This is a genomic window from Acanthopleuribacter pedis (genome assembly GCF_017377855.1).
In the GTDB taxonomy this organism is placed as follows: domain Bacteria; phylum Acidobacteriota; class Holophagae; order Acanthopleuribacterales; family Acanthopleuribacteraceae; genus Acanthopleuribacter; species Acanthopleuribacter pedis.
Window position 1 is genome coordinate 121,948 of the sequence record NZ_JAFREP010000030.1, and the last position, 14,043, is coordinate 135,990.

9 protein-coding genes are annotated in these 14,043 nt (G+C 55.1%); 4 read left to right on the top strand and 5 right to left on the bottom strand.

Annotated elements, in window-relative coordinates; genetic code table 11:
- Window positions 1-70 precede the first annotated feature (70 nt).
- The 3 genes from fabD to J3U88_RS26445 form a co-directional block, all read right to left on the bottom strand.
- Window positions 71-2,530, bottom strand: coding sequence for an ACP S-malonyltransferase (gene fabD / locus J3U88_RS26435; RefSeq protein WP_207862010.1), 2,460 nt, complete (start codon window positions 2,528-2,530; stop codon window positions 71-73).
- Between the two features lie 650 nt (window positions 2,531-3,180).
- Window positions 3,181-4,500, bottom strand: a complete 1,320-nt coding sequence (locus J3U88_RS26440; RefSeq protein WP_207862011.1) for a sensor domain-containing diguanylate cyclase — start codon at window positions 4,498-4,500, stop codon at window positions 3,181-3,183.
- 23 nt (window positions 4,501-4,523) lie between these two features.
- Window positions 4,524-5,957, bottom strand: coding sequence for a FecR family protein (locus tag J3U88_RS26445; protein ID WP_207862012.1), 1,434 nt, complete (start codon window positions 5,955-5,957; stop codon window positions 4,524-4,526).
- A 57-nt stretch (window positions 5,958-6,014) separates the two neighbouring features.
- Between J3U88_RS26445 and J3U88_RS26450 the strand changes: the two genes are divergently transcribed.
- The 4 genes from J3U88_RS26450 (at window position 6,015) to J3U88_RS26465 (ending at window position 10,644) form a co-directional block, all read left to right on the top strand.
- On the top strand, window positions 6,015-6,203 hold the full coding sequence (locus J3U88_RS26450) for a hypothetical protein (protein ID WP_207862013.1): 189 nt from the start codon (window positions 6,015-6,017) through the stop codon (window positions 6,201-6,203).
- 1,057 nt (window positions 6,204-7,260) lie between these two features.
- A complete protein-coding gene (locus J3U88_RS26455; protein ID WP_207862014.1) occupies window positions 7,261-9,189 on the top strand; it encodes a peptidylprolyl isomerase in 1,929 nt (642 codons plus the stop codon).
- Window positions 9,190-9,582: 393 nt separating this feature from the next.
- Window positions 9,583-10,233: a helix-turn-helix domain-containing protein gene (locus J3U88_RS26460; protein ID WP_207862015.1), complete on the top strand. Its 651-nt coding sequence runs from the start codon at window positions 9,583-9,585 to the stop codon at window positions 10,231-10,233.
- Window positions 10,234-10,296: 63 nt separating this feature from the next.
- On the top strand, window positions 10,297-10,644 hold the full coding sequence (locus tag J3U88_RS26465) for an integrase core domain-containing protein (protein WP_207862016.1): 348 nt from the start codon (window positions 10,297-10,299) through the stop codon (window positions 10,642-10,644).
- Between the two features lie 419 nt (window positions 10,645-11,063).
- Here the strand turns inward: J3U88_RS26465 and J3U88_RS26470 are convergent, their stop codons facing one another.
- A complete protein-coding gene (locus J3U88_RS26470) occupies window positions 11,064-11,318 on the bottom strand; it encodes a hypothetical protein (protein ID WP_207862017.1) in 255 nt (84 codons plus the stop codon).
- A partial coding sequence (locus tag J3U88_RS26475; RefSeq protein WP_207862018.1) for an RHS repeat-associated core domain-containing protein occupies window positions 11,315-14,043 on the bottom strand: 2,729 nt, incomplete at its 5' end. The genes J3U88_RS26475 and J3U88_RS26470, both read right to left, overlap by 4 nt.

Genomic DNA, 14,043 nt, shown 5'->3' on the forward strand with positions numbered 1-14,043 from the left:
CGAAATTCGGGGTTCCGAATTGATGGGGATCGCCTGGGATTGAAGGGAAAGGACACCCGTGGCGGTGTCGTTATTGCGGTGACGGACGCCCTGCCGGCCCCAATAGGTCGGTCATACGCGTTCGCAAGTATTCTGCTGTTGCGTTCATGAGGTGGTCGGCAATACGATCAACGTTGCGCTGGGTCCAAGGTTCCAAATCGGTGCCCTTGACCCACTGATTGAAGGCGCCGAGCGCGGGCCCGCAATGGATTTGAAAATCGACCTTGCGTTTCATGTCCCCGCTCATGGCCAGGCGCGTCGAATAGACGAAGTACCATTTAAAGATGAGTGCCATTTTGAATTTGGGGTTGCGTTCCGCCTTCTCCACGACCTGGGGCCGTGTTTTCAGGAAGTGGGCCCGTGTTTCTTGCCAAACGTCGTCGAAGCTGCGCCGGAAATACTTCTCCTGGATCATGTGCCGCGTCTTGGCATCGAGCTCGTCGAGGCTGTTGTGGTTGCGGTAGAGGTCGTAGAGTTTGTTGGCGCGGGCCGGAAAGAAAAGGCCGCGTCGGACGACCTGTACCTTGGCGCCAAGCTCGAACATGTCGCCCGCCGGCGCGTATTCGGTATCCTGCACATTGATTTGCTGGAGGAGGTCTTTGACCGCGTCGCTTGCGCCCGATTCCGGGCTTGGCTGATTGATCGAGCCGGTGAGGATGAAGTCCGCGCCGAGCATGAACGCGGATGCCGCCGCCTCCGGCGTTCCGATCCCTCCCGCGCTGCCAACGTGGATATGTTCGTCATGACCGAATTGTTGGGCCAACCGGTCGCGTAGGCGACGGATGGTGGGGATCAGGACGGCGGCCACGCCCATATCCGTGTGCCCACCTGAGTCGGCCTCCACGCAAAGATCCGCGCTCATCGGTAACGTGCGACCCAGGGCCGCCTCTTCCTCGGTGAGCCGGCCCGCCGCGACCAATTGCCGCACGATCTTTTCCGGGGCCGGTGAGAGGAAGTTCTCGGCGACCTCGGGCCGGGAAACTTTCGCGATGATGTTGTGGGGAGCGCGCACCTTTCCCGCCGCGTTTCGGTAGGCCCCTTTGAGCCGGTAGTAAACCAGAGCCGGGGACATGACGATGTACGCGGCCGCCTCGACATTGCGAACCCCGTACTTGAGGAACAGATCCACCGTTTTCATTTCTGTTTCAGGTGAATCGGGCTGACTCAGCAGGTTCATCCCGAAACTTTGTTCGGTGCTCAATTGACCGGAGATGAAGCGCAGGTCTTCCTCGATCCGATCCATTTTTAAGCCACCCGTTCCAAGAAAACCGATCAGACCCGCCTGGCCCATACGAACTACCAACTCCTTGGAGGCAATACCTTTGTACATGGCTCCGGCCACATAGGCGTAGCGAACCCCGTAACGTTCGCGGAAATCGGCGGCGCCCAGTGTTTCGGCTTTGATTGAAGCGAGCATCGTATCAACCGCGCAAGCGGTCACGGCACCTTGTGAAGGGGCGGGAACGGGGGAGGCCGGTGGAACCGAGGTTTTCGTAGGTTCAGGGGTCTTCGTAGGTTCAGAGGTCATCGTCGGTTCAACCGAGGTCATCGTCGGTTCAACCGAGGTCATCGTCGGTTCAACCGAGGTCATCGTCGGTTCAACCGAGGTCATCGTCGGTTCGTCCGCCACGTAAAGGGGTTCGGCTTCTTCCATGATGCGCTTATTAAGGTTGGTGAGCACGCGGCCCGGCCCGCATTCGCGGAAGTCGGTCACGCCTTTCCCGCGCAGGTAACAAATGGTTTCCGACCACTTGACGGCACCGGTGATTTGCGCGGCCAGATTCGCGCTGATTTGGTCCGGTTGGTAGGGACGTGCCGTGACGTTGGCGATCACCGGGAAACGCGGCTCGTGAAAAGTGAACCCCTCCAGGAACTCGGCGAATTCGCGGCCCGCGGGCGCCATGTACCGCGAATGAAAGGCGGCGCTGACCTTCAGGACCAGATAGGTGCGTGCGCCCGCATCCATGAACGGTTGTTTTAAGGCGGTGAGGATCTCAAGCGGTCCCGAGATCACCGTTTGGTGCGGTGCATTGAAATTGGCCGGGTCGACGGCACCCGCATCAGCGTCGGCGAGCACCGCGCGGATCTTCGCTTCAGGAAGCCCGACCACGGCCGCCATGCCGCCGTCTTTGGCGCGACCCATCAGCTCACCACGCTTGCGCACCAAGCGAAGGCCTGTCTCAAAATCGAAAACGCCCGCGGCGAACAATGCGTTGTACTCACCAAGACTGTGCCCGGCAACAAAGGCCGGTCGTGCCTCGGGCTCGTCCCGCGCCGCCTTCATCCACGTCAATGCGTTCACGACGTAAAGCGCGGGTTGGGTGAACTGGGTGAGAACGAGTCGGTTATCGGGGTTTTCAAGGCAAAGCGCTTCGATCGAGTAGCCCAGGATCCGGTCGGCTTTGGCCGTTATCTCCTGAAACTGTCCGAAGAGGTCTTTGCCCATTCCTTTTTTCTGCGATCCTTGGCCGGGAAATAAACAGGCAAACATAGTCACTCACAAAAAGTCTTCGATGGAGAAACGGTAAAAATATACGAGCAGACAGGTTTCGTTCATCCCAAAAACCGCGAAGTGTGATCCAGACTAAATCCATCATCAACGAACATGCGGACCTGTTGGGATGCTGAACCGTTCAAGAGAAGGTTCATCATTCGGAAAGGATAAAATTGGGCGCTAAGTCCCAAAATTATACCGGGCCGCGGTTTGGGTTTCAAGACTTGAATCCTGATGAGGTAGTGGGGGCGGGCCTTTTGGGCGCCCGTTTTTAAGGCCCTCCATTTTATTACAATAGTAAGTGGGACGGGTGATTTCTTGGGACCATTCGGGCGGTCTGTATTTTTTGGATACTTATTCGGATCCAGGGATTGTCAGTATTTTCTTTTTGATTTTCAATAAATTACGTTTGTTTGGTTATGTTTGAATTCGCAAAGCGTTTTGTCTTTTGGCTGGAGCCGATGGGTCGCGGGGTCTATCTCGTTTAGGCAATTCCACGGCAAGGCGGTCCGTCACGAAAAATGCTTTATTTTCGGTGTTGATGATGTGCCGTTTTTGTTCCCGTGGTTGGTTCCTTTGTCATGAACCACGCGGCTTCTTGACTGGATGTCCCGGCGATCCGCAAGCATAAGGCAGTACAAACCGGCTTATAGATCGCCCGCCACGAGGATGCCGTTTTTGCCGCTTTCTTTGACGCGGTACATGGCTTTGTCGGCCAACTGCATCAACTCTTCCTTGTGGTGGCCGTGGTTGGGAAAGGAGGCAATGCCGATGGAGGCGCTCATCGATAGATCGTGGACGCGGTATTTCTCGATGCGGTCGCGAATGCGTTCGCTGACAATCACCGCGCCTTCCGTGTCCGTGGTGGGCAGGATCAGCATAAATTCGTCGCCGCCCCAGCGACCCGCGATGTCGGTATCGCGCGCGCATTCATTGATGATTTTGGCGATATCAATCAGGGATTGACTGCCTTGCAGGTGGCCGAACTTGTCGTTAACCGCTTTGAAGCCGTCGAGGTCCAGGAACACCAGGCTGAGGGGGCGGTTCAGGCGGCGGGCGCGTTTTATTTCGGTGGACAGGCACTGGTTCAGATGGCGCGAGTTGTAGAGTTTGGTCAAATCATCTTGAATCGTCAGCGTTTGCGCTTTTTGGAACAGGAAGGCGTTTTCAATGGCGACCGCCGCCGGATTGACCAGGATTTGCACCAGTTCCAGGTCGTTTTCGGTGAAGCCGTCATTGTCGTCCCGGTTGAGCATTTCGATGACACCCAAGGTGCGACCGCGACTGATCAGCGGGGCACACAAAATATTGCGGGTCCTGAAGTTGGTGTCTTTGTCGATTTGGTTGAGGAAGCGCGGATCTTCCTGGGCCTGATTGACGATCAGCGGTTGCCGGTGTTTGGCGACCCAGCCCGCGATGCCTTTGCCAAATTGGATGTGCTGGTCGCGGAGTTGGTCACTGGTGGGCCCCGAGGCGGCGGCGAAGCGCAAGGTGTCCGGTTGGTTTTCATCGAGGATCAGGACCGACCAGGCCTCGCAGGTGATCAACTCGTGAATGCGCGTCATCACGGTTTGCATGACGTCTTCCGGTTGGAGCAGCGAGTTGGTGGTGGTGATGATGTCGATCAGGGTTTTGAGGTGAATCTTGTCGATGGTTTCCTGGGAGGGCGGTACCTTTTCCGCCTCATTGTGGAAGTGCAGGAAGTTAAGCGTCACCTCGTGTTGCTCGCGGCGAAGTTCATCCAGCGGCCGGGTAGGCAGGGCGTAGCTGAAAAACGGATGACAGTGACCCAGGCAAATCGCTTGGATTTCCTCGCGTTTTTCGTCGGACAGGCGCATGTCGATTAAGGTTGCGCTGGAGGTGGTCAGGTGGTGTGGGCTGAACTCAGCCGAACTCAAAACCCCGGTGATATTTTTGGCAAGGAGGTATTTCGAATCGGTGACGAGTAAAATGGGACCGTGTTTCAAAACGGACACCTCATTGCAAGACGTTATTCGTTAATCTGAATTTTTTGGGGTTTGTAGCTGCGGTTGCCGGCACGATCCTCGGAAACCACATTGATCGTGTAGATGCCGCGGCCGGGGAGGGTGGTGGCATGGGAGAAATCGCCGGTACGGTCGTCGACCAGGGCTTTTTCATCGTTCACCCGAACCAGTGCATCGCGTTCTGTTTTACCCTGCACGATCACCAGGTAACCCTGAACGCTGACCTTGGTGACCTGGAGCGACGGTGGTGCGTTGTCGACATTGGCGACCTCGCGTCGTTGGGTGCCTTCGTTGACCGTGAACTCGCGAATGAGGCTGGGGACGCCGATTTTACCGCTGTTACTTTGACTGGTGATGCGCCAGTAATAGGTGCCGGGTTGCAAGTTGGGGAGAATGACCCGTTGGCCGGGGAACCCCTCGCGTTCTTCAATTAAATTGAGCAGGTAGGGGTCGCGGCTGACTTCAAGATGGTAGGCGTTGGCGCCGGGGACCGCGTCCCAGGTAAAGGTGACCTTCACGAAGTTGTTGGCGTTGGCTTTGTAGGTGTCGAAGTTGCCGGGACTGTTGGGTGAGGGCGATGGCAGCAAGGCAAGTACCGCGTCGCCGGGTTGATCGCGGCGAATAATGAGCCCTTGATTCTTAACAAGGTTGACCGAGGTGCTGCCCGTTTGTACCTCGACGCGACCGGTGCGGACCAAAATGGTGGTGACGTCGTTTTCTACTTGGTGCAAGAGTTCGCTGTTGCTGTAGACCAACGACTGGGTAAATTCGGTGGAGATGGTGGCGCGTCGACCCTGACCGAGGTCGCTGGTGGAAATTTCCAACTGACCGCCGTCGGCGTACAGACTGAGCAGGCTTTTTTCTTTGGCGCCGCGGAACGATTCGTCTATTTTGATCAGGCTGTTGGGGTCCATCAGGATACGCATGCCCTCCATGAACACCACACGGCAGGCGCCGCCCGCTTGGGTTCGGATGCGATCACCAATTTCCAGCACCGTATTGCGGTTGGCGGCGACGAAGGTGTTTTGGTTGTTTTTGCGCACCGCCACATTGCCGACGAAATCGCTAATGGTGACCTTGGCCTTTAGGGTTTGTTTGGGATCGTATTGTTCCAACACGCTTTGCGCGTAACGGTTGGCGCGCTGAGCTTCCCGTTGGGCGGCGGTGTAATCACTTTCGATCAGCAAGCTCTGCGCTTTTTCCAGGGCTTTGGCCGCTTCTTCCATACTGACATTGGGCGTGTTGTTGCCTTGGGTGCGCACGGCGACCCGTGCTTCCTGGAGCGTGTTTTGGGCGCGTTGGACCATCTCACGCGCTTCGCGTTCGCCCTTGGGATTGAACATCACTAAATAAACCAAAACCAGTCCCACCAAGACGATCCCGAAAACGGCCCATTTCTTGATCTCGGTCGAGGATATATTGATTTTAGTAGCCTTCATCTCAAAACGTCCTGAATGGAGGAATTTATCGCGTACTGCCGGCTAGAGGTGCGGGACTTGGCTTTTGATGCCAATGATTTACAGGTGTTCTCGGCGGCTATCTTATCAGATTATGATACGGCAATGAAAACAAACATCCAATTCGAGAATTCCCGGTTGCTCAAGCTTTGGACGGCGATTCAGTTTGGGTTCTCCACGGCGCCAAACACCCATACATTAATAAATGGTTCGAAAAAGGTTGTTTGAGACCGAGTGTCGCGCCATACGGAGTCCAACCTAGCACGATGCGCATGGGGGTTCGGTGATCCATCTTAAGTGGCGGATGATCGAGGTACCGAATGGAGCTGGGTTTCGCGTCCCCGCTTTGATGTTGAACCAAACCAATGAAGAGTATGAGGGTGTGTGGGATGGGTTTCGCGTCCCCGCTTTGATGTTGAACCAAACAAGAGAAGGATAAGGGGCGGATATGGGGGGTGCCGGTGGGGCATGGATAGTGTCTCCCCGGTTGGGAGATTGTCCATGGATGGGCAGGATAGGGCGATGGATTTGAGCCTGCCCCGTGTTTTCTGGTTCCGCCATGGATGGGCAGGATAGGCGATTGCGTGTAGGGCGCCGGTTGTGTCCCGTTCCGCCCTGAAAAATGGAGCAGGATTTGGGGGGCCGGCACCGCCGTTCGCGGGGTACCAGTTCTTATCTTTATTATAGGTTCATCAGCGTGACGGCTTTATCCGCGGGCAGGAAGGGGCAAAGCGCAGCCGGAGGCTGTGCGAAGAGGGGTGTCCCGATCCGGCCGCATATCCTGTCCCAAGGAAACCGAAGTGTGTCGCGCCGGCGCGGAACCCAAGAGCAAAGAGCGGGAAAGCTCCCGCGCGTCGAAGCGACGGCTTCATCCGCGTCGGGAAGGGGTCGTCGAGGGTGCTAAGGCGGCGGCCGCATCCTGCTAAAAAAGAATAAACCACGGGTGGCCGACCCGACGCGAACAGCAGCCACCGCCAATCCACCCGAACCCCGCGCGACACCAACCCCATCCAATTATCCCGAATGTGGATTCGACCGTTGCGGTTGCTTGACATCCTCTCTATAATACCTAATTTGTGTCCAAAACCATCCTGCTAGTGGACGGGTACCGCGGACCTTCTAAACCTCGACGTGGCCAACCACGTTGCGGTGTTGCAACAAGCGTGATTGGAAGCCTCAGCCACCGAACTCTTTACCCGGTGGCGAGCCCAGCGCGGTCTTTCACTAGAGCAGCCATTAACCGGACCTCGGCAACGAATACCGAGGATCCTGAGGAGTTTTTCAAGTGCTAAAGTTCATGCGAAAAAATGAAACTGCCCGCAATGTGGTCATTGTTTTGGTCTGTATTGCGCTCGGCAGCTATGTTCTCTTTTCCTTCGGGGAAGCTCCTCCCACGGCCCAGGGTGATACGATTGCAACGATCGGGTCTACCACCATTAAACGTAGAGATGCACTCATCCAGGAAATCAACTATCGAAACCAGTTTCGGGGTATGGATGCGGCTCAAGTCGATCAATTTGTCGTGTCCAGCCTGGTGCGGGGAGCCATTTTACAAGACGGTGCCGAGGCCCTCGACATGGCCGTTTCCGACGATGAGTTACGCGATCTCATCATTCGCATTCGCACCGACGGCGAAGGCAATTTTGCCGGCAATGAAGATTACGCCAATTACATCCGTCGTCAGTACCGCATGCCCGTCACTGCTTACGAGCAGTACCTGCGCGAAAAAGCCTTGCTCGGCGACAAGTTCCGCCAGCTTTTTGTGGGCAGTGCCTATGTTTCCGAGGAAGAAATCCGCGAGCGTTTCACCGAGGAAAACCGCAAAGTCACCTTGGAATACGTAACGGTTCGACCCAACAACATCCAAAGCGAAGTTTCACTTGACGACAACCAACTGAAAAAGTTGTACGACGAGAACCCCGACGAGTTCCTTACCGGCGAACAACGCCAGATTAAATTCGTGAGCTGGGTTCTTTCCGATTTGCGTGACGAGATGACCATCACCGATCAAGAAGCCTTGGATTACTACAACACCAACCAAGACCGTTACCGTCAACCGGAACAGGTTCAGGCTTCCCACGTTTTGGTAAAAACCGGTCAGGGTTTCCTGAGCGACGAAGAGGCCCAAAAGAAAATCGGCGAGGTTCAGGAAGCGCTTAACGGTGGTATGGAATTCGCCGAAGCCGCCAAAAAGTTTTCCGACGATTCCAACGCTTCGCGCGGTGGCGACCTCGGCTTTTTCAAGCGCGGCACCATGGTGAAACCGTTCTCCGACAAAGTTTGGTCCATGGCCGAGGGTGAAGTTTCCGAGCCGGTTAAAACCCAGTTTGGTTACCACATCATCCAACGTGTGGCTTACAAGCCCGAGGAGATGCAGGATTTCGACGCGGTACGTGACGCCATCACCAACGAGTTGAAAAATACCAAAGCACGTGAAGAAATGAGCAGCCGCGCCGCCAACTTTGTCGAGTTGGCCAACAGTGACGGTTTTGAAGCCGCCGCGGAAAAGCAAGGCGCCGTCGTTCAAGAATCCCTGTTCTTCGACAGCGATCCTTCTTCTGAAATGGGTCCCACCCTGAAAAGCGCCGCCGCCGCGCGCAACGCTGCTTTTGCGCTTGCCGAGGAAGGCGACGTTTCTCCCGCGGTCCAAATCCCCAACGGCCAGGTGGTCATGACCTGGACCGCCACCCGTGAGGGCCAAAAGCTGAGCTTCGAAAACAACAAAAGCCGTGTCCGTACCTTGGGCGAAAGTTTGGCGCAAAAAGCCTTCATCATGGACTTCTTCGATGCCTTGGTTGCCGCTGCTGAAAAAGAACCCGAAAAATCCTTGCAGGAACTCAAAGGTGACCGCGAGTGGGCCAAGGACAACTTCTTCCAAGTCACCAACTCCATTAACGCCAACGGCCTGCCCTACCAGTTGCGCAACAGCGTTGACTTCAACGAAGATATTTTCCCGCTGGCGCCTGGTGAGTTCTTGGCGCAACGCGAGTTCGAAGCATTCAACAGCAACCACTACTTGTTGGTTCGCTTGAAGGAAAAAGAAGACGTCAACATGGACGACCTTCAGGAGAAACGCTTCCAAATCGCCCAACAGATTCAGGGCCAATCCGGCGGTGACTTCCTCAACGCCTACTTGTTTGAGCGGACCGTCCAGTACGATCCCAAAAAAGACGTAGAAAAGAAACTGCTGTCTTCAGTCGGCGGCAGACGTTAAACCTCCGTTTTCCCAAACACGAAAAGCCACCCAATCGGGTGGCTTTTTTTGTGGTTTGCCCAGCGTAGCGGGCAAACCCGGCCGACTGAAAGAAGTCGGCGTCGCCCCGATCAGGGGGAAGACCATCCGAGTCGCAAGGGCGTCGCCGGTAACGGCGGGGTCTGAAGGAAGCGATAGGAAGTGAACAGCACATAACGCAAGTGAACCTGATTCGGCCCGGTGGGTGGGTAAGCGTGCATCCTAGTGCGAAGCCCGGTACCTGATCAAACTCGAAGTCTGCCCAGCTAAAGCCTTTGCATTAAAAAACACTTCTTACCCTCGAGGTATTTGGCAATTTTCCCGCAAACGAAAGGTCGGCTCTTGTTGAAGAGCTTGGGTTTCGGGGAGGATTGGGTGACTTGTATATTTTTGGGACACCGCGGGAAGGTGGAAACGCGGCAAAAGGCCGTGCTTGATTTTCTTTTGTGCCTGATTCAGGTTCAGCGAGAAACGATTCGTTCATTAAATAAAGGTAGGGATAAACGTTTGACCGATCAGCAGCGGCGCCGGCTTGCGATCCTGGCAAGGGCCGTTCTCAATGATTTTTTGCAAAGTATCGCGACCCTGAGTTACAGCCCGGACACGTTTTTGCGTTGGTATCGAAGGTTGGTTCATCAAAAATATAGGCCCGAAACGCGTGGCCGGCAAGGACGGCCGGTCACTTCGCCTGAGACGGTCGCTTTGGTACAGCGTTTGGCCGAACAAAATCTAAGTTGGGGCTACCGACGGATTGTCGGGGCGCTGAAGCATCTTGGGGTAACGCTTTCAAAAAACACCGTGGCTCGAATTCTGGAAGACGCGGGTTTGAGTCCGGCCCCGAAACGCACGCGCTCATGGCGTTGTTTCTTGGAGCAGCAGTGGTCGAGCATGGTCGCCGCCGATTTCTTTACGGTGGAACTGACACGTGGTTGGGGGATTCAGCGGGTGCATGTTTTGGTCATGATGCACTTGGCAACGCGAAGAATCCACATTGCCGGCATTGTGAACGAGCCGACGCAGGCATAGCTGGTGCAGGTCGCACGCAACGAAACGGACGAGGAACACGGTTTCCTGAAAGAGGGCTCGTTTTTGATTCATGATCGAGCGGCGGTTTTCGGCGAAAAGTTTAAGGCCACCTTGGCGGCAACTGGTGTAACGACGGTCAAATTGCCGGCCCGCTCGCCCAACCTGAACGCACATGTGGAGCGTGTGATTCGGAGCATTCGTGAAGAATGTTTGGACCGATTTGTGATTTTTTCGAAAGGGCAACTTGAATACCTTTTGCGTGAATACGTGGCGCACTACCATGAAGAGCGTCCCCACCAAGGCCTTGGAAACCAGCTGATCTCCGGCAAGCAGGGGAAGTCAGAGGGAAGAATCCGGCGACGAACCCGTTTGGGCGGCTTGCTCAGTTATTATGATCGCGTTTCAGGTTAAGAGTACGGTGGATTCGAAACGGATTCCAGGGCCAAAGTGCGCCCAAATAAAGCCTTTGCATCAAAGAAACACCTCGCTCGGGCAAAGTTTTTTGCGAATTTCCAGAAAACAGAAGGTCGGTTCCTGTTGCGCGACGCGGAATTCAGGGTGATTGGGCGGCATGTTTATTTTTGGGACACTACGCCTTCTTTATGTCCGAATTTTTGTCAATTTTACAACAATTGGAAGCTTGGCTCCTGTTGCGCGGCTTGGATTTTAGGGTGATTGGGCGGCATGTTTGTTTTTGGGACACTGCGATATTTCAAGAAAATTCATTGTATCCTTCTTGATTTATATTGCTGATAAGTTCGTATTCTGTTCAGCAGTAACGATTTTAGGATGAATTGTCAGCTTGGTTATTTTTGGGACGCTACGGGGTATTACTCGTCGGACCACAGCACAGTTACTGAACTAGATCCATTAAATTTATTGATTACCGCTCGAGCAACCACTATGACATTTTCTGGTGACTCCGATGAAACGAATAATTCAAAAATCCAATCATCTCCTTCCGGCCACATTTCAAGGGCTAGTTTTTGTTGAATTTCCCTCGGGATTTTATGACCTTCAAGGGCTTGCCGTGTCTTCTGGCGGGCAATCTCTTGTAGCTGTGTTAGCTTCATTGCTTTGCTCATGGGGTCCACCCCAAAAGAAGATCTCCGCTTGGACCGAATATGCGAAACTTGCCCTCCGAATTGAGTATCACACTCATCCTCCCGTTCATCGCCCCTAAAACCAATCGGTCTCCGTCGGAAGAGCGTAGCACAATTTGGTCGATGCCAGGATGGGTATGGGCCGACCATTTCCAGCCACTTGCAGCAAGTTCCGCTCCTCGTTGAGAGTTGACTGGGACACCCCGCTCATAGCCTCTGATAATTAACCGCCGACCGCCAGCCGTAAACATCGCAAATTCAACTCCCGTTTCTGCAGTTAACGCCGCTAGGTCATTTGTGTTAAATGATCTTTTTCTTATTATCACTTGTGATCCTTCTATCGGCAATTGATCAAGAACATTTTGCTGTCGCCTGCTAAGACCCCCAAAGCCTCGAATTATCGCAGCAGGGTTTCCTCGTGCTGGAGAAGCAATAGTCAATGCCGAAGGTTGAGTCATTATAAATGACTCAGACAGATTTATTGTGTTTCGTTGAGCCACCGAGGCTAGACTCTCGGCAACATAGGTGTCAAGCAAGGCATCATCTATCACCAGCGCCTCAGTTCCTGCAGACGCCCGGATTTCTCCTGCCAAAGCTCGGACCGAGCCATAGCCTCCTAAGGCTCCCAATGCTACCCCGCCTACGCCCAAAGACGTTTTGAGGGCATCACCCTCTTGAATACCTTCGTACGTTCGGATCGAGCCATCATAAACCGCATAACCGGAAAGCCCCGTCTCTGTGGTAAAAGTCAGCCCGCGCACAAATGCACTGCCACTCTGCGCACCCGCGCCCAGCCCGAAGACCAAGAGACTTCCGTTAACCACGACGACCGAGATGTCTTTTGTGATCTCCCCCGCGCTCGCGGTTAGCTCGGTGCCAGGTCCGAACATATGCTCTAGTACCGCATTAGCTCTGGCATTATACTCGGCCTTTCCGTAATCCGTTGTAAGATCTGGAGTTCCTGTTTTTAACTTGAAATTCTCACCAGTATAAGTCCCATATCCTGCAGCTTGTCCGGTCACGAGTTTCACCCAATGCTCTTGAGGCATGTAAAGGATCCGTAACACTCCGTGGATATCGCGAGCTTCAATCTTGACCCTTCCGTCCCCTACGTACTCCACAGCGAGACCATCTGGATCCCAAAACATCATTGGGTTACCGGCAGCATACGAATACGGTTCGGTGAATGTGCTGGGGTCGTAAATGTCGGGAGCGCGGAAGTCGGGGTTAAGGAAGTGGCCAAGCGCTGGATCGTAGTAGCGGTGGTGCATGTAGATCAGGCCGGTGTCCGTGTCGCGTTTGTGCCCGCTCAAGCCGAGGAAGGGCTTGTCGAATACGCTGAACACCGGTCGTTCAAAGCCGATACCTAGGTCATACTGGATGGTGGTTTCGTTTTGGGCGGTGCTGTGTTTGGCCGCAAAACTGCCCCACCAATCCTCGCCGTGGGGGCTGTAGGGGGTGTAGAACACCTTGCCGTCGCTCAGGCGTTTGTACGCGAAGGGCGTGCCCAGGTGGTCGTTGAAGAGATAATAACTCTTTTCTCGGTCTTTGAGGTCTTCGATGAAGGCCGGGCCCAGCGGGCCGTGCCCGACCGCATGGGTCCAATCCACGCCTCCTTGGCGTTTGATGCCGATGGCCACGACTTTTGAGCCGTGGTACGCGAAGACCATGGCTTCAAGCCGGTTTGCTGACGTGGCGCGGATGCGGCGGCCCTCGCTGTCGTAATCGTAGGTGAACAGTTGGTTGCCCTGGCTTAGGGCGCGCAGCCGCCGTTCGCCGTCCCAGGCGAAGGACTGTTGGTCGCCCTCGGCGGGGGTGATCTGGTCCAGGTTCCCGTTTTCCGGGATGTAGGCCATGGTTTTGGTTTGGCCGGTGTTTTCCGCGTGGGTTTGGCCCACCACTTGGGCGTCCCATTCGGTTTGGCTGTTGATGCGGGGACCTGCTTGGTTGGCGGCGGTGCGACGGCGTAGTTGGATGTCGCCGGTTTCGTTCGGGTCTGCCAAGGGTTGGTCGCGCAGGATCAGGGTCAGGTTTTGTAGCAGTTGTTTGTCGCCGCTGCCGTAGCTTTCGTCGAAACGGATGGTTTCGTAGGTCGGTTCGGGTGCCGGCGTTTCTTCTCCGCCGGTCGCGGGTGGTGGGCGTTCGCCGATGTGGCGTTCCACCGTTACCCCGGCCAAGGTGTGGTTTGGGTTGTAGCTGGGGGTTAGGATTTCGCGTAGTTTCGGGCCCGCGCGGGTGACACCGGTGATTTTGGCGCCGATGTAATCGGCCTCGCTGTTGCACCCGTCGATTTGGGCGTTGCCGTCGTATGTGAGTTCCAGGGCGAAGCTGCCGTCCGCTGTTTGGATGCTAGATAAACGCTTGCTGCCGTCCAAGCTGAGATCAAAAGTGGTGCCGTCACCCCAGGTCATGGTGCTGGGATAACCGTTTTGCCAATCGGTATATTGGACGAACATTCTGGGGCCGATGACGCCGGTTACGTTGTCCGCGTCGTCGTACAGGTAGTGAAGGTTCACGGCGTTGTCGATGGTGGTGCCGTGGAAACGCTTCTTTTTGTCGTAGTTGAATTGGTGAACCACACCGTTGGCGTCGGTGTAGCGGTCGATTCTGGCCAGGTCGTTGGTGTCCTGCACGTAGCTATAAGACTCCACCAGCGCGGGGCCTTCGCCGGAGGCGGCGTTCCGGGTTAACTGCACCAGGCGACCGT